The following is a 21,467-nucleotide window of genomic DNA, read 5'->3' as shown; positions in this document are numbered from 1 at the left end:
ATTGATCATGGTAGCAAGCTTATTTAGGCCGTAATTAGATTAGAGTAAAGGTTTTTATGCGCATCATACACACGTCAGATTGGCATCTAGGTCAGCACTTTTTTGGTAAAAGCCGCGCCGCAGAACATCAAGCGTTTATGGCTTGGTTACTGGAACAAATCGAAATATATCAGGTTGATGCCCTTGTTATTGCCGGTGATATTTTTGATACGGGTACCCCGCCAAGTTATGCCCGAGCCCTTTATAATCAATTTATTGTGCAAATGCAGCAATCTGGTTGCCAACTTATTATTTTAGGTGGTAACCATGATTCAGTGTCAATGTTAGGTGAGTCTAAAGAACTGCTTGCTTGCCTAAATACCCAAGTGATCCCCGGTGCATTATCAACACCTGCAGATCATGCCTTTGCGATAACTAATCGCCAAGGTGAGCTTGGTGCTATTATTTGTGGCTTACCCTTTTTGCGACCCAGAGAGTTAACCCAAAGTCAGGTTGGCGAAAGTGCCAAAGATAAACAAGTGAAATTAGGCAATGCTATTGCCCAGTATTATCAAGCCAGTTTTGAGCAAGCCACACAATTAAAACTTCAATATCAAGCTGCAACGGGAAAGGCATTACCCATTATCGCCACAGGACATTTAACCACGGTTGGGGCTAGCACCTCAGAATCGGTGCGTGATATTTACATCGGTAGTTTAGATGCCTTCAATGCCAATTTATTTCCGCCAGCGGACTACATCGCATTGGGTCATATTCATCGGTCACAGAAAGTGGCTAAAACCGAGCATATTCGTTATTCCGGCTCACCCATAGCGCTCAGTTTTGATGAACTGTCTAGTGATAATCAAGCCAATAAAAGTGTGGTGTTAGTCCAATGGCAGCAAGATAAACCAATGCAGGTTAGCACTCTTGATATCCCCATGTTTCAACCGATGCAGATGATCAAAGGTAACCTTACGCAAATTGAAGAACAGGTCGCACAGTTTGCAGATTATTCAGAAATCACGCCTTCAACTTTGTTTGCCAATATTTGGTTAAGCATTGAAGTGACGGAGCAAGATTATCTATCAGATTTACAGTCGCGGATTATCGCCTTAACCCAGCATAAAGCCGTTGAAGTGCTCCAGCTTAAACGTGCACGAGCAAAACGAAAGTCTGTGATGCAAAACCAGCAAAATGAAACCTTGTCTGAGTTGTCGGTTAAAGAGGTGTTTCAGCGCAGATTAATGCAAGAGCAGTTTGATGATGAAGCATTTAAACAGCGGATCATGACCAAGTTTGACCAATTACATCAAGACGTTGAATTGGCGCAGCAAACGGAGCATAAATCATGAAAATACTGTCTCTGCGTTTTAAAAATATTAATTCCCTCAAAGATGAATGGAAAATTGATTTTACAGCTAGCCCATTTGCTGAAAATGGCCTGTTTGCGATTATTGGCCCAACCGGATCTGGTAAAACCACCATTTTAGATGCGATTTGTTTAGCGCTTTATCACCGAACACCGCGTTTATCAGTGATTTCAAAATCAACAAACGAGCTAATGACCCGAGGGACCAGCGAGTGTTTGGCAGAGGTTGAATTTGAAGTAAAAGGCGTGGGATATCGTGCATTTTGGAGCCAAAGACGTGCTCGTGATAATCCTGATGGCAATTTACAGGATGCGCAAGTTGAGTTAGCTCAAATGGCTGACGGCAAAATTATCGCCAGCCAAATAAAATTAAAGTCGGATGCGATTGAAAAGATAACCGGCTTAGATTTTGCGCGCTTTACTAAGTCGATGATGTTATCGCAGGGCGAGTTTGCGGCGTTTCTGAATGCTGATGCTAATCTCAGGGCGGAATTACTTGAAGAGTTAACTGGCACCGAGATTTATGGGTTGATCTCAGAGCGAGTGCACCAGGAATTTAGTCAATCTAAGCAGCAATTACAGTTACTTGAAAGCCAGATTAATCATGTTCAGGTACTCAGTGATGATCAAGTGGCAGAGAATGAAACACTGCAACAAACGTTAACCCTTGAGCTTAAACAACTCGATGAACAAATTGAACATAAAAAGGTGTTTTTGCAGTGGCACAAGCAGCTAACTCAATCTTGTCAACATCATTTAGCCTGTCAACAAGCTTTTGAACAAGCAAACAAAGCGATTGATGCGCAACACAGTGAATTGCAAAAATTAGCCGATAGCGAACCTGCGCAACAGCTTAAACCGATATTTGAACAGCAAGCTCATTTAGCCAAAAAGCTGGCTGATTTAAGCATGCAAATCGAAAACATGGGGGAGAAATTACAGCAATCAAACATCAAGGTAAGCCAAGATGAGCAGGTTTATATCGCTCAGCAATTATCAGTCGATGCGGCTAAAACCCTACATAAACAAATGTTGTTATTAATTGACCAGCAAATCATCCCCTTAGATCATGATATTAAAGTGCTAAAATTGCAGGTTGAGCGTGAACAGCAAACGCTTGCTAAACAAGAGTTAGCGCATCAGGGGGTAACTAAGCAGCTTGTTGATACTCAACACGCCATCGAGAACATTAACCAAAATCAGCATCATTTAACGGCCTTGGTGGAGCAGTTTCCACAGGGGCAGATTATTGCTCAGCACATTGCATCGTGGAAAACTCAATATCAGCAATGGGTATCTCAAGCTAAAAGCCAACAGCAATACCGCGCCGAGCGAGATGAGCACACTCATGCATCGGCATTGAAGCAACAGCAAATTGATAACCTACTTCAAAGTCGTAGTGCTAATCGCGAGCAAGTTGCGCTATTGGTGAGTGAGCAACAAAACCTGCAAGAGACTATCAATCAATTGTTAGCGGGTAGAAGCGAAAACGATTTACACAATCAATATCAACAACTACTAGAGCAACAAAGCTTACGTGAGAAATTGGCACAATGTGCCCAAGACTATGCGCAGGGGCGCCAAACATCTGCGGATACAGAGCAGGCAATAAATCGACGTCAACTTGAGATGGCTGCTCAAGAGCAAACATTGACCCAAACCCGCGAGCGCTGGAGCGATAAAAATCTGCAATTAAAAGATGTGCAACAACTTCTTAAACAAGAGCAGCGCATTGCAGATCTCACCCATGAACGGGCCAAACTGATTGAAGGCGAACCCTGTGCCTTATGTGGTTCAACTGAGCACCCTCTAGTTTCTTCATATCAAACACTGGATTTATCGCACACGGAGCAAAGGGAAGCGCTGTTGCTCGATGAGCTTGAGCGACTTAAAAGTCAAGGTGAGCAGCAAAAGCAAGCGCTACAAGAGATGACCTATTTGCAACAACATCAGCAAAGTTCAATGCAAGAATTGCAAGCCAAACTGTTGCAGTATTATCAGCAAGCAACAGACTGCTGTCAGGCATTGGGCATTAGTGTTGATTTAGATGATGTGCAATGTCAGCAAGCTATCACAGATTATATGACCACAGTGGATGAGCATAAAAAGCAGCTGTCAGATGTCATGTTACAGCTTAAAACACATCACGACTCAGCCAGCCAATTGACTGAGCACAAGACTAAATTGGAACAGTTACTAAACGCTGAAAATAGTCAATTACAGTTGGCACAGCTTGAGCTAAAAACGGCTCAGCAACAAATTGATAAGCACGGTCATCAAATTAACTTAATTGAGTCAAATTTAAGCGATATCAAACAGCAGTTGATTAATCATATCCAAACCTGTGATTTACCCTTACCCGATTGGGCAGTTATTGCTTCATGGTTACCCACACTGGAGGCTGATATTCAGCAGTGGTCCAATGCTCGTCAAACATTGGATAATCAGCGTCAACAATTAACATTATTAACGCAAGAAGCGCAGCAATATCAAAATCAAGCTGCTCAAATAAGTGAGCAAATGAGAATCGCGCAAGCTGGGCTAGCTGAAACACAACAGGATTTACAAGTAAAACAGCAGCAAAGAATGGATTTATTTGCCGATAAACTCGTCGACGAAGTCAAGCAGCGTAGCGAGTATGAGTTGGCACTACAAGAAAGTGATTTACAGAACAAATTTGCTCAACTGCAAGATAGCAAGACCCAAACCCAAACCTTAACAACTCAAAAGCTGAGTTTGATCCAACAGCTAGAATTAGAGCAGCAAGAGCATCAGCAGGTTGCAAAACGTTGGCATCAAGCATTAACAGCTAGCCCATTTGAAACGGAAGCTGAATATTATCATGCATTGTTGCCGCCAGAAGAACATCAAAGATTATCAGCATTAAAGCGTCAGCTTGAAAATCAATTACAAGAGTCGCAAGTGTTGCTCACTCAAGCAGCTAAAAATAACCATGAATTACAACTTCAAGGTAAACAACAAGGTTTTGATGGGCTGCAAATTGACGAAATCAACAAAGAGCAGCAAGCACTGCTTGAGCATCAGCATTTTCAGCAGCAAACATTATGGCAATGCCAGCATACTTTAAAGCAAGACCTTGAGTTAAAGGGGCAACAACAAACATTACTGAATCAATTAACCCTAGCAAAGCAAGATTATGATGATATTGCTTATTTACATGGATTAATCGGGTCGCAAAAGGGGGATAAATTCCGTCGTTTTGCTCAGGGGTTAACACTTGACCATTTGGTTGAGTTGGCAAACAGGCAATTAGATCGGCTGCATGGCCGTTATCAGTTGGAACGCAAGGATAGCGAAGCACTGGAGTTACAAGTGTTAGATACATGGCAAGGAGATGCTATTCGTGATACTCGTACTTTATCCGGTGGCGAAAGTTTTTTGGTGAGTTTAGCGCTGGCATTGGCGTTATCCGATCTTGTTAGTCATAAAACCAGCATTGATTCACTTTTTCTTGATGAAGGTTTCGGAACCCTCGATAGTCAAACATTAGATACGGCGCTTGATGCTCTGGATAATTTAAATGCATCAGGAAAAATGATTGGGGTAATTAGTCACATTGAAGCGATGAAAGAACGCATCGCTGTACAAATAAAAGTCAATAAAATAAACGGCCTTGGTGTAAGTAAACTACAAAATCAGTTTGCTGTGAGTTAAGTTAAAACAGAGTGTGACCTGGCTCAATCTACCGCTAGGAGTGGTATCTAGCCTAAAAATTAATGTAAAAACACTGCATTTTATATTTGTAATATGACAATAATTTGATATAACAGAGCGCATGAAATTTTATCATTCTGGAACTTTGTATCTGTCGATACTTTTTAATGATAAAGGCTTTATTGATTAAATTTGCATTAACACATTGATAACATGCGATAAAATTTACAATAAAAGTAAAACTTTTAATAACAATAAATAATAACAAAGCACTTTTAGGTGGATTACAGATTGCTAACGAGTAAAATTATGGGCTTTGAAAAGCCATCTGCAAGTTTATCTAACTTGCCCAATTTGCATAAAAAGGTCTTACTGGCGAGTGTTTTTGTTATTGGTGCAGCCATATTATGGCCAACTCAACAAGAGTTTTCATCAAAACGCATTCCCGTTGCACTCGATATTGACGCATTAATTCCCAATATCAGTGAGCCTGCTAACACAAATATCAGCATTAATGAACCGACCCCAGTTCTTGAACATGTTATTGCTTCCGGTGATACCTTAAGTAAATTGTTTGAAATGGCGGGGATCGATCAAAAAACCATGTATAAAGTGCTTGAAGCCGATTTAGAAGTATTAGCTTTAGACACCTTAATGCCGGGTAACCGCATTCAGTTTTGGGTGGATGGCCAAGGGCAACTTTCTAAAATGGAATTGTATTTTACTCCTGCACATCAAGTGGTTTTTACTCGCTTTGAAGACGGAACTTTTGAAGTTGAAGATATCAACATCGAGGGTATGTGGCAAAACCGTGTGATTGGCGGTGAAATTAATGGTTCTTTCTATTTATCGGCAAAAGCGGCGGGGTTAAGCGCAGCAGAAATTGCTAAAATTGAAAATTTATTAAAGAGTAAGCTTAACTTTGCTCGTGAATTACGCGCTGGTGACCGTTTCTCTGTATTGATGAACGATCAATTTATTGCTGGTGAGTCAACCGGTAATACCAATGTTGAAGGCATTCAAATTCATACTGGTCGCAGAGATATTACAGCATTTCAACACCTTGATGGGAACTACTACGATGAAAGGGGCCAAAGTTTAGCGCCAGCATTTCAGCGTGTACCGTTATATAAAAATTATCGTATGAGTTCGCGTTTCAACCCTAAACGTAAGCATCCGATAACCGGTCGTGTCCGTCCACACAATGGTACTGACTTTGCTACACCGGTTGGTACGCCTGTTGTATCGCCAGGTGAAGGGGTCGTGACTCTAGTGGCAAATCATGCGTTTGCGGGTAAGTATATTGTCATTGAACATGACAACAAGGTGCGTACTCGTTATTTACACTTGTCCAATTTTAAAGTGAAAAAAGGTCAGCGCGTCACGCGTGGTCAGGTTATCGCATTATCAGGTAACACAGGTGCATCGACAGGCCCTCATTTACATTATGAGTTCCATGTCAATGGCCGTCCTGTTGACCCGATGAAAGCCAATATTGCCGAAGCCAAAACCTTACCCAAAAAAGAATTATCTGAATTTGAATCTATCGTCAGAAGCCGCAAAATGATGATGGAACTCGGTTAGCCAATTCTTTCATTGATTTGTTTAATAAACTGCAACCTAAAGGTTGCAGTTTTTGTTTTCAGCCCCTAAACCATCGACTTCGGTAGATGGTTATCATCAATTAGGCTTTGCCCGAAGTATGTTCAATAGCTGATTAACTCAAGTGATAGGTGAGCTTTGCTAATGGTGCGGTACAAGCTTCTAAATCAGGGATGATTTAGTAGAGCCTATAGGGACATATTTACGGCGTCTTGTTAACTCACGATAGGAAAGCGCCCTTTTAGGGCATGATATCAAAGCCACCTTCGCCAGACGGTGGATTCTTTACTTTAGATAAGACCGCTGTCGAACGCAGTAGCAGCTTAAATTAAGAGAATCGACTGGCTGATAGCTGTTGTTTAAGCTAGCAGGAGCCTTTAAAATAGCGGCTAAGTATCACTTATTTGCAGCTAACAAAATAAGCTGCAGTCAATGGAATTTCACATGCTCCGCTTTTCAAACGTAAAGCTAACCTTTAAACCGTTAGCTTTTACTTTTTGTAGCTATTTAGTTTGTAGCCATGCCACAGCGCAAACGGTAACGGAACAACAAAATGTTCAACCGCAATTTACTCCCATGCAGGTTCATGTACCTGTGGGCGATAAATATGATTGGCTTCAGTTAAATAGCAATGAACTGCTTAAAGGCGACATTAAACATCTTTATGCAAATAAGTTAGAGTTTGATAGTGATCAACTGAATACACTTATTATTGACTGGGAAGATGTGATTGTGTTGCAAAGCCGTGGGCCTGTGAGCATTGGATTCACTGATTTGTCTACTCGAACAGGGCGTTTGCTTATTCAAGATGGTCAGGGCTACCTTGATGGCGTCGCATTTAATGTGAATGACATCATAACGATTATCGCCGGTGAGCAACATGAAGCCAATTACTGGTCGAGTACTGTGTCATTAGGGGCTAATTTGCGTTCTGGCAATAATGAACAAATTGATTATTCAGCCAAAGCCAGAACCAGTCGCAGAACAACAGAATCGCGTTTTAGAACCGATTATCTCGGTAATTATAGTAAATCCGGTGACGAAAAAACCACAAACAATCACCGTGTAAACAGTTTTTTCGATTGGTTTTTATCGAACCAATTTTTCTTACGACCAGTGCTTGTTGAATATTATACCGATCCCTTTATGAATATTTCATCACGGATCACGCTCGGTTCGGGTGTCGGTTACAGTATTATTGATACCGCAAAAACCGAGTGGAGTATTACTGGTGGTCCCGCTTATACCATGACCAATTTTAACGAAGTCGAATTAGGCGAAGATGATAGTGAAAGAAGTGCTACTTTGTTTGTAGACACTACATTTACTACTGAGTTAACGGGCTCAATTGATTTTAATGCGGATTATCGGATGCAATTAGGTAATCAAAATTCGGGTGGTTATAATCATCATGCTGTAGCAGGCATCGTTGTAGAATTAACTGATATGTTTGATCTTGATCTGTCATTAGTATGGGACAGAACCAGTAATCCCAGAGCTGAAACGGATGGCCAAACTCCTGAAAAAAATGACTATCAGCTCATTATAGGCTTTGGGGTTGATATTTAACCTCAACTCGGTTTTAGATATGGGCTGAATTCAACAGATTGAGCTTATCAAACTTGTCATTTGTGTTGAAACTAAGGCGCATTAACACGTCATTAGCGGTCTTATTGCACGGTAATGAAACGCAGTGAACAAGACAAAGGGCTGTTTGGTAAACGTTTATTGTCCCTAGCTAAAGTTATTTAACCTTGCCTGAATGAAGTGATGAATAATGGGGGGGACCTTTAAGCGTTAATAAGGTGATTGCCCCACTTCCTCCGCGACTAACCAGACGCGCATATCAAATTCAAGTTGGTGATAATCAGGCAACATAAACGAGCATAACTGATAAAATGCCTTGTTATGTTCTTTTTCACGTAAATGTGCCAATTCATGCACTATTACCATTTGTAATAATTCAATGGGCGTATGCTTTAAGCGAGATGAGATTCGAATTTCATTTTTGGCTTTTACTTTGTGTCCCTGACGTCGATTTACATAGGTATGTAAGCCCAGCGCATGATGACTTAAATTTATTTTTTCATCAAAGATCACTTTCGACAACGGATCTGATTGACGCATATGAGCATTTTTGATGGCTATTGTCATGTCATACAGTGCTTTATCAGTGCGAATGTCGTGGATGTTAGGGTAGCGCTGTAAAAAATGCTCAGCGAGTTTGTTATTGTCTACTAGTGATTGAATTTGAGTGACTATTTCAGGTCGATAACCTGATAAGTATCGCATTGGGCTGCGTTCACTTTGCTGCTTTTTAATGTCATCACTGGTGATAAGCTGACTCATATCCATTTTAGGCTTGAGAGACTGACTAGGAGACTTTAACGGCATTTTGGGTGGGGCTTTAACGGTTTTTTTAGTGATAGGCATAATCGCAGGCTTCAAATTTTTTACGCTATTAACAATGTTTAGCTGTTAATAGCGCACCAATCTTCAGTGATATTCAGCTGATCGCAGCTGAATTAGACTTTACCGAAAATTAACCGGTTATGATGAACATAGGCCACTTCAAAGGCATTTTGTTGTACACGTTTCAGATCCAATGAATCAAAATCCGCTTGTGGTGGATTACGTTTAAGTTGCTCTTTAATCGTTACTGGTGAAATCATCACAACGGGCAGTTCGGTTAATTGGATTGCGGCTTCTAATTTGAAGCTAGTGGCACTGCCGGCTAATTTACCTTTTTGCTCACGTTCAATAATGGCAATTTGATCAACTTTGTAATCTTCCATTAGTTTATGAAAAGCAAAATGAAAATCACGAATTGATTCTGTTGCAGCTGAATCTGAAACCGCGAAAGACACTTTACGGCAACTTGGTACGTTGAAGGTTTCGCCTTCATAATTTAATAAACTGATGATGGCTTCGCCACCTTTTAACTCTACACCACAAACTTTCATGTTAATCCTTACTCTTACACGGTATTCAAATGAGTGGCGGGGTTTTACCGCCTCAATCACTTAATTTTTAATCTTCACTGCCTTTATTTTCTTGCTCAATAATAGGCTGCGGTTTAGCTTTACGGCGCATAGGGGCATCACCTACATCTACACCGGTAATAAATCGTTTATCGCGTTTAGGTGCGACCTTTGGCTTTTGTTTCGTTTTTGCTGCGGTGGCAGATTTAGCCTTTGGCTTAGCATTAACGGTTTTAGTCCCAGCTTGCTTAGTCAGTCCAGAAAACTTAGCGGCTAAGCCGTCGATGGTGCTAAACTCGAATGTTTTCCGTAAGAATGACTGCACCTGTAAAAAACTTTGCCAATCTTTAGGGCCAACAAGAGAAACGGCGACACCTTTTGCTCCAGCACGACCTGTACGGCCAATACGATGCACATATTCTTCGGCAAATTTTGGCATGTCAAAGTTAACAACCAATGACACGTTAATTAAATCTAAGCCACGAGAGGCTACATCCGTTGTCACCAGAATTTGCTGCTGACCACGACTGAATTGATCCATAATCTGGTTACGTGCCGATTGTTTTAATTCACCGCTTAAAGCCGATGTTGAAAACCCTTGTTCAGCCAGTAATTTCGCTAAGCGCTCTGTATCGGCTCTAGTTGCAGTAAAAACGATTGTTTGTTTATTTTCTGGCTGCTTTAAGAGGTGGCAGAGTAAGGCTTGTTTGTGATCTAAGTGATCAGCAAATAGCATTTTTTGCTCAATGTCTTTGTGTTCAGCATAACTTGCACCAATCGCGACATGGCTGGGGTTATTTAACAGCGTTGTCGCAATCTCATTAATGCTTTGATGATCTAACGTGGCAGAAAACATTAATGTTTGACGACGCTTATGGTCGGCAGCTTCGTTGATGGCTTTTAACTGCGGTGCAAAACCGAGATCGAGCATACGGTCTGCTTCATCAAGGATCAGTAACTCTAGTCCATTTAAAAATAAATGCCGTTGTTGCAGATGATCAGCAATTCTCCCAGGCGTGGCGACAATAAAATGCGGCTCACGGGCGAGACCTTTAGCTTGGTCATTAAAGTTTTCACCGCCAAGTACGCTCATGGCTTTATATTGAGTGTTAGCCACAAGTAACCTGAGCTGCCCATATACCTGCTGCGCAAGTTCACGGGTAGGTAACAAAATGAGTACGCGAGGGTCTTTTTTTGACAGGGCTCTGGTTGAAATAATCCGCTGCATTGCTGGCAATAAAAATGCTAAGGTTTTTCCTGAGCCAGTTTTCGATGACGCCATCAAATCTTTACCCGCCAGGGCAATAGGTAAGGCTTGTTCTTGGATCTCGGTGGGGGTAGTGATACCCATGTGCTTCAAACTGTCTAACAAGCGTTTATCAAGCGAAAAATCAGAAAACTGCAAAGGTGGATCCCCTAAAAAATAATAGCCAGACATTATAGCGGTATATACTGACTATAGCCAATAACAGCTTGCCTGTTTATGCTATCAATTGCGACTGTAATGACTTTTTATGTCGAGCTTTGACAGTGTTCACAAAGCATTCGTGCTGGTGTTCAGTGATAAGTAACTTCAAATTTAAGATTTATATTAGGGTTAGCAATGCATTTGCGCGAATAGATCCAATCAAGGTTTAAGTCATCGATTCGACGCGTGCTGCTAACAAAGGCTTTAATAATTGCTAGCTCGATAGATTAAACAATCATAAATCTTAGAGCATTAATATACAGGTCCTAAACATGTTTTATCATAAAACCGGACATTGTAGGTTAACTTCATCACAAAGGAATTCAAACACATGGTAGCAGTTGAGCACTCACCCCAAAAAAAACCAACAATAGGGCTTGCCTTAGGAAGTGGTGCAGCGAAAGGCTGGGCACATATTGGTGTACTAGAAGGGTTGGCTGAATTGGGGGTTTATCCAGACAAAATTGCAGGGTGTTCAGTTGGGGCATTAGTCGGTGCAGCATATGCCAATGATAACCTAGCTGAATTAAAAAACTGGGTATGTGGTTTTTCAAGTTGGGACGTGATCAGTTTAATGGATATCAGTTGGCGAAAAGGCGGTTTAATTAGCGGCGAGAAAGTGTTTGATGTGATGTCTGCGCACATAGGGGCGATGGATATTGAAAATTTGGCCAAACCTTTTGCTGCAGTCGCCACTGATTTGTATACCGGTCAAGAAATTTGGTTTAGACAAGGTCCATTACGACATGCCGTCAGAGCCTCTTGTTCAATGCCAGGATTTTTGCCCCCAGTCCAACAAGCGGGCAGATGGTTAGTTGATGGCGCTGTGGTAAACCCAGTACCTGTGTCTTTGTGCCGTGCACTTGATGTTGATATTGTGATTGCTGTTGATTTAAACGGTTATCGGCGCACTCAGTTACAGATTTTGCCACAGCAGATTAACAGTGAAAAAGCCTCAGTGATTAACAAAACGGCAGTTCAAACTGAACAACAAGAATCAGGTTTTATGGATTTGTTGGGCAAGGGCAAAGATTATATCGCCAGCTTAACCGACAAGTTTGCACTTGGCAGTAAGTCTCATCCCGGCATGTTAGCGGTTATGTCTCAATCGATGGATATTTTAGAACAAAGGCATAAACGGGCACGGCTGATGGGTGACCCACCCGATATTTGTATTATTCCAGATGTGACAGATATCGGTACGATGGAATTTCACCGTGCAAAAGAAGCCATCGCTGCGGGTAGAAAAGCGGTTGAAGATATCGCACATTTAATCACAGCATCGATAAAAAATTAATTTATCCCCGTGCAATAGGCAGTTTTATTTCAGTGGTCAAGTGACAAAATCACAATCGCTGAAGTGAGTCGCACAAATTTATCTTGCTTTCCTTTAGCGTAAATAATGATGATCCAGATCAATACTTCCGATGATGAGTTAGCGCTTAATACACAATATATAGTGTTATATGTGTTTTTTATGTCGATATGTAGTTTTGCGGCGCTAAAGGAGAATAAATCATGTTGGTTGTTATTAAACGGGACGGTTGCCGTACAGTATTTGATGCAAGTCGAATAGAAGCGGCTGTTATCGCGGCAATGGAATCTGCAGGGCAATCAGATCGTGATTATGCGCATACTTTAGCTGCGGTAGTCGAAAAGCAGTTTGCAGGGCAGGTGGAAGTGGATATCCACCAATTGCAAGATGCGGTTGAAAACATCCTAATGTCTGGCCCATTTAAATCTGTTGCCCGTCATTATATTGAATATCGCCATGACCGTGATGTGAGTCGCGAAACCAAAAGTAAACTTAATCGTCAAATACAAGGGTTAGTTGAGCAAAGCGATAGCAGCCTGCTAAATGAAAACGCTAACAAAGACGCGAAGGTCATCCCTACTCAGCGTGATTTACTTGCTGGTATTGTGGCTAAACATTATGCCAAAACACATTTGTTGCCAAAAGATGTGGTCATTGCCCATGAACGCGGTGAGCTACATTACCATGACTTAGATTATGCGCCTTTTTTCCCAATGTTTAATTGTATGCTAATTGATTTAGCGGGCATGCTGACTGAAGGCTTTAAAATGGGCAATGCTGAAATCGAAACCCCAAAATCGATTTCAACGGCAACAGCGGTAACCGCGCAAATTATTGCCCAGGTCGCTAGCCATATTTACGGCGGCACGACCATTAATCGCATTGATGAAGTTTTAGCCCCTTTTGTTCAGAAAAGTTATCAAAAGCATCTATTAATCGGTAAAAAGTGGTGTATTGACGACGCAGAAGCGTTTGCCAAAGCACAAACTGAAAAAGAATGTCATGATGCATTTCAATCACTTGAATATGAGGTCAATACCTTACATACGGCCAATGGGCAAACTCCTTTTGTTACCTTTGGCTTTGGTTTAGGGGTCAGTTGGGAGTCGCGTTTAATTCAACAATCTATCTTAAACGTGCGAATGTCGGGATTAGGTAAAAATCGTAAAACGGCGGTGTTTCCCAAATTAGTGTTTGCGATAAAAAATGGTGTTAACCATAAAGCGACTGATGTGAATTACGACATTAAACGTCAGGCGTTAACCTGTGCCAGTATGCGAATGTACCCCGATATTCTTAACTATGAGCAAGTTGAAAAGGTGACAGGTTCATTTAAAACGCCTATGGGGTGTCGCTCCTTTTTAGGCACATTTGAACAAGATGGCAAACTGGTGCACGAAGGGCGCAATAATTTAGGTGTAGTGAGTGTAAACCTGCCGCGCATTGCGATTGAAGCCAAAGGCGATGAAAGTCAGTTTTATGCGCTGCTGGAAAAACGTTTAGTGGTTGCTAAGAGGGCTTTAGATACACGTATTGCCCGTTTAGTCGGCGTAAAAGCCCGTGTCGCACCTATTTTGTATATGGAAGGTGCTTGTGGTGTGCGATTAAAGGCGGATGATGATATCAGTGAAATTTTTAAACACGGCCGAGCATCTATTTCATTGGGCTATATTGGCTTGCATGAGACCATTAATGCGCTTTATGGTACCGAAAACCATGTGTTTGATGATGATATCTTACGTGAAAAAGCCGTTGCTATTGTGGCGTATTTAAAACAAAAAACCGAGCAATGGAAGCAAGAGTCTGGCTATGGTTTTAGTTTATACAGTACCCCGAGTGAAAACCTCTGCAGCCGATTTTGTAATTTAGATACCAAAGAGTTTGGACTAATAAAAGGAGTCACTGATAAAGGTTACTACACCAATAGTTTCCATTTAGATGTCGAAAAGAAAGTGAATCCGTTTGATAAAATCGATTTTGAACAACCCTATCCTGAAATCACCAATGGTGGGTTTATTTGCTACGGTGAATATCCAAATATGCAACATAACATTGATGCACTTGAAGATGTGTGGGATTACAGCTATAGCCGTGTGCCATATTACGGCACCAACACTCCCATTGATGAATGTTACGATTGTGGATTTTTAGGCGAATTTAATTGTACCAGTAAAGGCTTTGTTTGCCCCAAATGTGGCAACCATGAGCCTAGCCGCGTGTCTGTGACGCGTCGTGTTTGTGGTTATCTTGGTAGCCCAGATGCGAGACCATTTAACTATGGCAAGCAGGAAGAGGTTAAGCGTCGAGTGAAGCACATTTAATGTTTTATAGTGCTTATCATAGTATTGATGTCGTTAACGGCGAGGGAACACGATGTACCTTGTTCGTTAGCGGCTGCGCTCATGCATGTAAAGGGTGTTACAACCAATCTACCTGGCGTGTTGATGCTGGGCATCAATTTACTCAGCATCTTGAAGATAGCATTATTGCTGATTTGAATGATACTCGTATTCGTCGTCGAGGTTTGTCCTTAAGTGGCGGTGATCCACTCCATCCTGCAAATGTTTCTGCCGTGCTGCAATTGGTTCAGCGAGTCAAAAAAGAGTGTATAGGTAAAGACATTTGGTTGTGGACAGGTTATCAAATGAGTGAGTTAACTTCAGAACAAGCAGCAATAGTTGAGTTGGTTGACGTTTTGATTGATGGCAAGTTTGAACAAGCTTTGGCAGATCCTTCATTGAAGTGGCGTGGTAGCGCAAATCAAATTATTCACACCCTTAGCAAGCGCCTTTGAAGCGATTTCATTTATTGATCAATTTTGCTTACAAAAACTCGCCCTAGAAATGTATTTTAAAGTAAACCTGGTTAAATTAGTGTGTAGCTAATTTTTTTATTCGTAGGTTCGATTAGATGGCTCAGGTTAAAAACTAATTAAATATCATAGTTTTAGCGATGTATTTAGTGCTTAGTATTTAGAAGAAGCCTGTTTTCCATTGCGTTAAAGAGATTGGCTCTTTTCGGTTAGCTGGCGACGATAAACTTTGGTTCTACGTCGGTTTTTGATTTGGTCGATGAGTAAACTCAAAAATGGTGAATCGGTTAGTTGAGGGGTATCCCCTTGGCTCATGCGCCTCAGTTGTCGTTTGATAATGGCCATTGTCGCCAATGCTGCCAAGGTTCTGTTTGACCAAGAGATTACGGGAATGTTGAGCCTAAATTCTGGTTTTTTATACCACAAATTAATCATATCGGGTTGATATGCTAGTGCTGTTGCTAGGCCACATAAACTAAATCCCGCATCAATCACTTTTTGTGCCACAGCATATCTTTGAATGCCGCCAGTTAACATTAGGGGAATAGGCGAGCGTTGGACTAACTTTTCAGTAAAATCTAAAAAGTAGGCCTCACGGGCTAGCTGTCGATCATCAGCACTTTGGCCTTGCATAGCGGGAGCTTCATAACTACCACCAGATAATTCGACCAAATTGACATCATGCTCGGCTAACCAATTGATCACTTGTTCAGCATCATGGATGTCGAATCCGCCACGTTGAAAATCGGCTGAATTAAGTTTTACCGCGACATCAAAATCTGCGCCGCAGATTGCTCTGACTTGCTTAATGACTTCAAGTAATAATCGGGCGCGGTTAGCTAAACTTCCTCCCCATTGATCGTTGCGATGGTTCGTTAAAGGTGACAGAAATTGAGCCAATAAATAACCATGAGCGGCGTGGATCTCTACGCCGTCAAATCCGGCTTGTTTAGCTTTTAACGCACTTTGTCCGAAGCGATAAATGATATCTTCTATTTCCTCATCAATCATTGCTTTTGGAATAGAAAATAAATCTGAGTGCTTACCAAGATTGAGTGCAACAGCTGAAGGTGCAAGGTTTTTACCCCCCATCGCTTTGAATACTTGCCGCCCTGGGTGATTGAGCTGCATCCACACTTTTGTGTTATTGCTTTTAGCTATGTCGGCCCATTTTTTAAAAGGTGCTAACGAGGTACCTTGTTCTAGTGCTACGCCACCTGGCCCTGTCATCGCCCATCTATCTATCATCACATTACCGGTGATGATGAGACCCACTCCGCCATCAGCCCATTGCTGGTAAAGTTTAAAAAGTTTTTTATCAGGTAATTGCTGGTCATTGGCGAGGTTTTCCTCCATGGCTGCTTTCACAAATCGATTTTTTATTGTGGAACTTGGACTGATTCGAAACTCACTAAAAAGTGACTGTGGCATGTTGGCGTGCTCTTTTTATAGTGGAATAAAATCAGCATATCGTTAAAGGCAAGCTCAATACCAGCCGATGTGGTATTTATTCTATGACTATTGTGCACAAACCGTTGATTGATGTTCGCAAATTAGCGTGCTTTGGGTATATAATTCCCACCTTAAATTGCGATCTGGTTTCATATTGAATAGTGTCTATTTAATCCGCATGGCAATTGTCTGATTAGCTTAAAGGTAAAGTAATGAATTTAAAGCAAGAACTGCAAACACTGAATGATAAGCTTGATAAGTTTCGTCGTAAATTAGCCGCGGCTGAGCAGCGTGGCGACGCGGTTGTCATTTTGCAGTTCAAAAAAGAAATCACCGCAATGACTAAACGTATTGCTAACGTTAAAGGTCAACAAACCCGTGAGCTCAATAAAGTGGGTGGGGAAGTTAAAAACTTACCCTTTAAGCGTGAGCTGACTAAAGCTGAACAAGCTGATATGGGTAAGTTGAAAAAGTCAGTTAAGGGATTAGTGGTTGTGCACCCGATGACCGCATTAGGTCGCGAAATGGGTATTCAAACTGTCACGGGTTTTGCTCCCAGTAAGTTTTAATATCAATCAATTTTTTAGTGTAGTTGGTTACTTTTTTTGGTAACCGACGACCATTCTAAGGCAAATTAGTCTCTGGAAATACGGTCTCATATTATAGAGCTCAGGGAATGAGTATTGTCGTAAGGTCTATTTCATGTCGATAAAATATATCGCCACTTCTCAATTACCTACCCCTTGGGGCGTCTTTGCTATGCACGGTTTTGAAGATACAGAAACCGGCAAAGAGCATGTTGCATTAACATTTGGCGAATTAAATGCTGATGATGCTATTTTAGGTCGTATCCATTCTGAATGTTTAACCGGCGATGCGTTATTCAGTTTACGCTGTGATTGTGGTTTTCAATTGCAAACGGCTATGCAAAATATCGCCGAATTGGGCCAAGGGTTTATCTTATACTTACGCCAAGAAGGTCGTGGTATTGGATTATTGAATAAAATTCGGGCTTATGAGTTGCAAGATGCTGGGGCGAATACAGTTGAAGCCAACGAACGCTTAGGGTTTAAAGCTGATATGCGTCAGTACGATATGATTAAGCCTATGTTAGAGCAAATTAATGTCACTCGTGTGCGCTTGATGACCAATAACCCTCGCAAAGTGAAAGCAATGCAAAAAGAGGGCATTGAAGTTATAGAAAGAGTGCCATTGCAAGTGGGTAAAAATCGCTACAATGAAGCTTACTTAAAGACTAAGTCAACAGAGCTTGGTCATATGATGTCTGAGTATCATTTTAATGACGAGCAAAGCTAAGGCTTTTATAAACGCCATTGCTCGATATTCCAAAGTGGCCTTGTTGATAAAAGCGATGGCTTTTGCTATCGCTGTTTGTTTCAGTTCACACGCCTTTTCGACAGTGAGTGAGCTCGCCACTGATGCCTCTCACTATGCCTTTGCCAATTACCTTGGCAGCGGAATTTATCGCACATCTGGTCAAAGCGCTGCTGTGGTCAATCTGCCGTTGGCATTTAAGCTTGATGAGGCCGATGATCATTTAGTGAAATTACGCTTACCGATATCGTTGGGCTTTTTTGACTATACTTTTAATGATTTACCCGGTGGCGATTTACCCGATAATGTCGGTACTATGACGGTCACCCCTGGAATTGAATATCATTGGTTTGTCGATGATAAATTGACCATTGAAAGCTACGTCGATTTAGGTTACGGCTATAATTTTTCAAGCAAAAACAATGTAGGTATTTTTTCTACCGGCGTGTCTTCACTCTATCAAATTGACAATCAAATCTTTACTCCCATTTGGGTTAATCGACTTTACTATGCGGGTTATCGCAGTAGCCTTAATAATCGCTCAGAGAGTTATTCTGTATTTAAAAGCGGCTTAGATTTTGGCTTAGGAACAAAGTGGCAATGGTATGACAAAGAGGTCGAACCAAGGTTATTTGTCGGGGCGCACTGGTACTTTGATAGATTAAAATTTGTCAATCCTACAGGTAAAGATGTGCTGACAAGCTATTCATATGAAGTCGGTGCTACGCTTAAGTTCTCTAAACCGATTGGCTATGAGATTTTTGGTTGGGATGGATTAAAAATCGACCATTTGGGATTAAGTTACCAAGCCGGAGGAGGTTTGCAAGTGTGGCGACTTATTTTCGAGTTCCCGCTGTAACACGTTCCCCGAAATAATAAGTTTCTCTCAAACAGTTTCGTTATTAGCCTAAAATCACTATCCGTAAATAACAATAACCGCGCTTAGCTTTTACCCCATATTTGCGCATTAATAGTACTGTTACTTGATGAGCTATTTGTATCAATTGAGGCTTTCGTTGCAGACTGCGACGGCTTTTTGATAACAGTTGAAGGCTTTTTTATCGGTTTTTTGGCTGGTTCATTGCGGTCTGCTCTAATTGGCAAAGGTAGCTTGTTGCTCTTTAAATATAAGTATTCAACTTTGTCTCTGGCCCACTGTGTTTTGCGTAAAAACGTCAGGCTTGATTTAATACTTGGGTTTTCTTTAAAACACCGAATATTAATTCGTAAGGCTAACTCTTCCCAGCCATACTTATCCACTAAATAGGTCATAATAGTTTCCAATTTAATGCCATGAAGTGGATTGTTTTGTTGGGTCATAATAATTGTATAGCCGTATAAAATAAGAGTTTGGTGGCATTATACCTAAAAAGGTGCAACACGGTGAGACAGTATTGCTACTTTAAGCGCTTTTGTTGATTATTGGCAGACAAATGGTAGAAGTCATCAATTAATATTCGTAATATCTTCGATTTAGCCATGCCAGCGTTTTTGGATAACTCGTCTAATTGGCTAATACTTTTTTCTGTAAGGGTAAAAGTGGCATGGCGATAGATTTTGACACTTTTTTTATCGAGTCCTTTTAAAAAGGCTTGGGTTGACTGCTGTGCTGGGGAGTCATCACCCACCACAGTTTTCTTACCAAAAGCGTAGTTATTGGCATCTTCGATAAAGTCATCAACCGAAACGGCTTTTTTGTGCAGCTTCGGCTTTTTACGCTTAAGATCAGTTAAACTCATAACTATTTTCTGGTGGGATGGCGAATAATTCATCAGCAATAGCTTTAATTTCAAGAGCTGCTTTGCCATCAGGTTCAATTTCTAAAACCGAAGAGCCACTTTCTTCACTGTCATCATAAATATTACGGCTAAAGGTTACCGAGTTCAGTGCGCGAAGGTTGAATGACTCAACGACTTCTTTAGCTTCTAAAATACGCTTAAATTGAGTGGGTAAAGAAGGGCATTGTGTCATCACTATGGTAGCAACCATTTTGGGGTTGACCATTTTACATGTACTGAGCATATCTTCCATATGGGGCAAGGTTTTTAAATCGCGACGTTTCGGTCTTAATGGGATCACCACATAGGTAGCAACTGACATAGCAGCCCGCATAGCGAGGTTATCTTGGCCACCACAGTCAACAATGACATAATCAAAGCGTTCATCTAGGCTGAGTAAATCATTACGGATTTTGCCATAAAGCTGAATACAGTTTATCGGTGCTAGACTAGGATCATTATTGCGAGCTTGGATCCAGTCGGAAGTGGTACGCTGCGGATCACAATCAACCATCAACACATTAGCATTGAATTTTTGAGTAATATAAACGGCAAGGTTTTGCGCTAAGCAACTTTTTCCGCTGCCCCCTTTTTCACCGCCGACGAGCAATATCATACTCTTCTCCCTTTACTGTTCAATTTCAATGCGCCAAACCGATAAGTCAAACTGGTTAAAATGAGTATAGGTCATATTTTCAGTCTGGCTAATTACAGACGCCACTTTGGCAAAACGAAGTGTTAAATTTCAGGAAATTATCACAATAATTGTAAAGCAATATGATAACTATGATCGTTATTTTTCGTGCAGCGACAAACTTGTCCTTTTATTGTATTTTGCTTATCGGTACCAGCGTTAAACGTCATGGCGACCAATTCACCGAGTTCAAAAGCCTTACAGTAATCAAATAATACCCCTTTACGCGCGAGGTCAATACACACTGCCGCATCATCATGGCTTTCGCCTGTTTTACTTATCCAGTGTAACTTGACTCTTTCTGCTTCCATGTCGACTCGAAGTGAGGTGCGCTTTTCTTCAAAACCTGTTGGCTCTTGGTCCATTTTTTATCTCCATAAGGGACTCGATACTTTAGTTTTAGCATAATGGCTTTTATAAGCAATACCAAATGCTTATTTAAAACAAAAACGCCAAACAAAATGTTTGGCGTTTTTAGTTAGCTTATTTTTATTGATTAGCTGTCATAGTCTTGGTTTTTGGGATATGGCATTTTCAATTGCCCCCATCTAATCACAATAACCGTCGTCGCAAGTACAATAGTAGAAAACGAAATGGCTAAAATACGCCAATCATCCATGCCTTTCATGTCTAAAATAAGATATCGTGCTAATGCCACAATCGCAATATAGAGCGGCATGCGGATGGGCAATTTACCAGATTCGATGTAATTAACAACCATTGCCAATACTTCGAGGTAAATGAATAGTAGTAATAAATCAGCAAGTTCGACGGTTCTGATGGCGAACATATGCAAAATTTCTTCGCCAATAGCAAATATAGTCGCTAAAGCGATGATGAAAAGGACTAAATATTCAATCGACTTTAATGATTGGATACTGGCATGTTTAACTCTATGCATAATGGCTCTAATATTTGTGAATAAGTAAACATTATTAAGGAAAGTGATGCATTTGCCCAGCGATCTTAATCACAGACATAAAAAAACCGCTAAATGAATCAGC

19 protein-coding genes are annotated in these 21,467 nt (G+C 41.0%); 10 read left to right on the top strand and 9 right to left on the bottom strand.

All coding sequences use genetic code 11. The annotated features are described in order from the left end of the window. Positions 1-56: 56 nt before the first annotated feature. From sbcD to OHT75_RS17120, 4 genes are all read left to right on the top strand, one after another. Positions 57-1,334, top strand: coding sequence for an exonuclease subunit SbcD (sbcD, locus tag OHT75_RS17135; RefSeq protein WP_264728818.1), 1,278 nt, complete (start codon positions 57-59; stop codon positions 1,332-1,334). Further along, the gene (locus OHT75_RS17130) at positions 1,331-5,026 is read left to right on the top strand and encodes an AAA family ATPase (RefSeq protein WP_264728816.1); all 3,696 of its coding nucleotides are present in this window, start codon (positions 1,331-1,333) and stop codon (positions 5,024-5,026) included. Before sbcD ends, OHT75_RS17130 begins: the two co-directional genes overlap by 4 nt. Before the next feature lie 309 nt (positions 5,027-5,335). After that, positions 5,336-6,610, top strand: a complete 1,275-nt coding sequence (locus tag OHT75_RS17125; protein WP_264729075.1) for a peptidoglycan DD-metalloendopeptidase family protein — start codon at positions 5,336-5,338, stop codon at positions 6,608-6,610. A 462-nt stretch (positions 6,611-7,072) separates the two neighbouring features. Beyond that, positions 7,073-8,197, top strand: coding sequence for a DUF481 domain-containing protein (locus OHT75_RS17120; RefSeq protein ID WP_264728814.1), 1,125 nt, complete (start codon positions 7,073-7,075; stop codon positions 8,195-8,197). Positions 8,198-8,425: 228 nt separating this feature from the next. Here OHT75_RS17120 and OHT75_RS17115 read toward each other — a convergent pair whose 3' ends face one another. The 3 genes from OHT75_RS17115 to OHT75_RS17105 all read right to left on the bottom strand — a co-directional run bounded on the left by OHT75_RS17115 (position 8,426) and on the right by OHT75_RS17105 (position 11,014). After that, positions 8,426-8,920 (bottom strand): M48 metallopeptidase family protein, encoded by a 495-nt coding sequence (locus tag OHT75_RS17115; RefSeq protein WP_264729073.1) that lies wholly within the window; start codon positions 8,918-8,920, stop codon positions 8,426-8,428. A 233-nt stretch (positions 8,921-9,153) separates the two neighbouring features. Then, positions 9,154-9,591, bottom strand: coding sequence for a DUF3010 family protein (locus OHT75_RS17110; RefSeq protein ID WP_264728812.1), 438 nt, complete (start codon positions 9,589-9,591; stop codon positions 9,154-9,156). 67 nt (positions 9,592-9,658) lie between these two features. Beyond that, on the bottom strand, positions 9,659-11,014 hold the full coding sequence (locus OHT75_RS17105) for a DEAD/DEAH box helicase (protein WP_264728810.1): 1,356 nt from the start codon (positions 11,012-11,014) through the stop codon (positions 9,659-9,661). A gap of 394 nt (positions 11,015-11,408) precedes the next feature. Between OHT75_RS17105 and rssA the strand changes: the two genes are divergently transcribed. The 3 genes from rssA (at position 11,409) to nrdG (ending at position 15,186) form a co-directional block, all read left to right on the top strand. After that, complete coding sequence (rssA, locus tag OHT75_RS17100) at positions 11,409-12,374, top strand: patatin-like phospholipase RssA (RefSeq protein WP_264728808.1); 966 nt, start codon at positions 11,409-11,411, stop codon at positions 12,372-12,374. Positions 12,375-12,595: 221 nt separating this feature from the next. Continuing rightward, positions 12,596-14,713 carry an anaerobic ribonucleoside-triphosphate reductase gene (gene nrdD, locus OHT75_RS17095; protein WP_264728806.1) on the top strand — a complete coding sequence of 706 codons (2,118 nt, stop codon included), beginning with the start codon at positions 12,596-12,598 and terminating at the stop codon, positions 14,711-14,713. Next, positions 14,713-15,186 (top strand): anaerobic ribonucleoside-triphosphate reductase-activating protein, encoded by a 474-nt coding sequence (gene nrdG, locus OHT75_RS17090; RefSeq protein WP_264728804.1) that lies wholly within the window; start codon positions 14,713-14,715, stop codon positions 15,184-15,186. The genes nrdD and nrdG overlap by 1 nt, the downstream gene beginning before the upstream one ends. 204 nt (positions 15,187-15,390) lie before the next feature. Here the strand turns inward: nrdG and OHT75_RS17085 are convergent, their stop codons facing one another. Further along, positions 15,391-16,635, bottom strand: a complete 1,245-nt coding sequence (locus OHT75_RS17085; RefSeq protein WP_264728802.1) for an NADH:flavin oxidoreductase/NADH oxidase family protein — start codon at positions 16,633-16,635, stop codon at positions 15,391-15,393. A 233-nt stretch (positions 16,636-16,868) separates the two neighbouring features. Here OHT75_RS17085 and OHT75_RS17080 point away from each other — a divergent pair, with 233 nt between their 5' ends. The 3 genes from OHT75_RS17080 (at position 16,869) to OHT75_RS17070 (ending at position 18,850) form a co-directional block, all read left to right on the top strand. Then, positions 16,869-17,225 carry a YibL family ribosome-associated protein gene (locus OHT75_RS17080; protein ID WP_264728801.1) on the top strand — a complete coding sequence of 119 codons (357 nt, stop codon included), beginning with the start codon at positions 16,869-16,871 and terminating at the stop codon, positions 17,223-17,225. A gap of 133 nt (positions 17,226-17,358) precedes the next feature. After that, positions 17,359-17,973 carry a GTP cyclohydrolase II gene (gene ribA, locus OHT75_RS17075; protein WP_264728799.1) on the top strand — a complete coding sequence of 205 codons (615 nt, stop codon included), beginning with the start codon at positions 17,359-17,361 and terminating at the stop codon, positions 17,971-17,973. Beyond that, complete coding sequence (locus tag OHT75_RS17070) at positions 17,957-18,850, top strand: hypothetical protein (protein ID WP_264728797.1); 894 nt, start codon at positions 17,957-17,959, stop codon at positions 18,848-18,850. Before ribA ends, OHT75_RS17070 begins: the two co-directional genes overlap by 17 nt. An 83-nt stretch (positions 18,851-18,933) precedes the next feature. Here OHT75_RS17070 and OHT75_RS17065 read toward each other — a convergent pair whose 3' ends face one another. The 5 genes from OHT75_RS17065 to OHT75_RS17045 form a co-directional block, all read right to left on the bottom strand. Beyond that, complete coding sequence (locus tag OHT75_RS17065; protein WP_264728795.1) at positions 18,934-19,311, bottom strand: VF530 family protein; 378 nt, start codon at positions 19,309-19,311, stop codon at positions 18,934-18,936. Between the two features lie 77 nt (positions 19,312-19,388). Beyond that, complete coding sequence (locus OHT75_RS17060; protein ID WP_264728793.1) at positions 19,389-19,730, bottom strand: replication protein RepA; 342 nt, start codon at positions 19,728-19,730, stop codon at positions 19,389-19,391. Beyond that, the gene (locus tag OHT75_RS17055; protein ID WP_264728790.1) at positions 19,717-20,385 is read right to left on the bottom strand and encodes an AAA family ATPase; all 669 of its coding nucleotides are present in this window, start codon (positions 20,383-20,385) and stop codon (positions 19,717-19,719) included. The genes OHT75_RS17060 and OHT75_RS17055 overlap by 14 nt, the downstream gene beginning before the upstream one ends. A 140-nt stretch (positions 20,386-20,525) precedes the next feature. Beyond that, positions 20,526-20,828: a PilZ domain-containing protein gene (locus tag OHT75_RS17050; RefSeq protein ID WP_264728789.1), complete on the bottom strand. Its 303-nt coding sequence runs from the start codon at positions 20,826-20,828 to the stop codon at positions 20,526-20,528. A 131-nt stretch (positions 20,829-20,959) separates the two neighbouring features. Further along, complete coding sequence (locus OHT75_RS17045) at positions 20,960-21,364, bottom strand: phosphate-starvation-inducible protein PsiE (RefSeq protein ID WP_261296870.1); 405 nt, start codon at positions 21,362-21,364, stop codon at positions 20,960-20,962. Positions 21,365-21,467: the final 103 nt, after the last annotated feature.

Origin of the sequence: Shewanella subflava (assembly GCF_025971955.1) — a bacterium.
Classification (GTDB): Bacteria; Pseudomonadota; Gammaproteobacteria; order Enterobacterales; family Shewanellaceae; genus Shewanella; species Shewanella subflava.
The sequence above is the reverse complement of the archived record's forward strand: the minus strand, read 5'-3'. Positions and strand labels throughout refer to the sequence as shown.

Coding starts and splice junctions, on each gene's coding strand:
- OHT75_RS17070 (WP_264728797.1), top strand. CDS start 17,957: ATGACGAGCAAAGCTAAGGCTTTTATAAACGCCATTGCTCGATATTCC.
- OHT75_RS17045 (WP_261296870.1), bottom strand. CDS start 21,364: ATGCATAGAGTTAAACATGCCAGTATCCAATCATTAAAGTCGATTGAA.
- OHT75_RS17080 (WP_264728801.1), top strand. CDS start 16,869: ATGAATTTAAAGCAAGAACTGCAAACACTGAATGATAAGCTTGATAAG.
- ribA (WP_264728799.1), top strand. CDS start 17,359: ATGTCGATAAAATATATCGCCACTTCTCAATTACCTACCCCTTGGGGC.
- OHT75_RS17110 (WP_264728812.1), bottom strand. CDS start 9,591: ATGAAAGTTTGTGGTGTAGAGTTAAAAGGTGGCGAAGCCATCATCAGT.
- sbcD (WP_264728818.1), top strand. CDS start 57: ATGCGCATCATACACACGTCAGATTGGCATCTAGGTCAGCACTTTTTT.
- OHT75_RS17130 (WP_264728816.1), top strand. CDS start 1,331: ATGAAAATACTGTCTCTGCGTTTTAAAAATATTAATTCCCTCAAAGAT.
- OHT75_RS17085 (WP_264728802.1), bottom strand. CDS start 16,635: ATGCCACAGTCACTTTTTAGTGAGTTTCGAATCAGTCCAAGTTCCACA.
- OHT75_RS17060 (WP_264728793.1), bottom strand. CDS start 19,730: ATGAGTTTAACTGATCTTAAGCGTAAAAAGCCGAAGCTGCACAAAAAA.
- nrdD (WP_264728806.1), top strand. CDS start 12,596: ATGTTGGTTGTTATTAAACGGGACGGTTGCCGTACAGTATTTGATGCA.
- OHT75_RS17115 (WP_264729073.1), bottom strand. CDS start 8,920: ATGCGATACTTATCAGGTTATCGACCTGAAATAGTCACTCAAATTCAA.
- OHT75_RS17125 (WP_264729075.1), top strand. CDS start 5,336: ATGGGCTTTGAAAAGCCATCTGCAAGTTTATCTAACTTGCCCAATTTG.
- rssA (WP_264728808.1), top strand. CDS start 11,409: ATGGTAGCAGTTGAGCACTCACCCCAAAAAAAACCAACAATAGGGCTT.
- OHT75_RS17120 (WP_264728814.1), top strand. CDS start 7,073: ATGCTCCGCTTTTCAAACGTAAAGCTAACCTTTAAACCGTTAGCTTTT.
- nrdG (WP_264728804.1), top strand. CDS start 14,713: ATGTTTTATAGTGCTTATCATAGTATTGATGTCGTTAACGGCGAGGGA.
- OHT75_RS17065 (WP_264728795.1), bottom strand. CDS start 19,311: ATGACCCAACAAAACAATCCACTTCATGGCATTAAATTGGAAACTATT.
- OHT75_RS17055 (WP_264728790.1), bottom strand. CDS start 20,385: ATGATATTGCTCGTCGGCGGTGAAAAAGGGGGCAGCGGAAAAAGTTGC.
- OHT75_RS17050 (WP_264728789.1), bottom strand. CDS start 20,828: ATGGACCAAGAGCCAACAGGTTTTGAAGAAAAGCGCACCTCACTTCGA.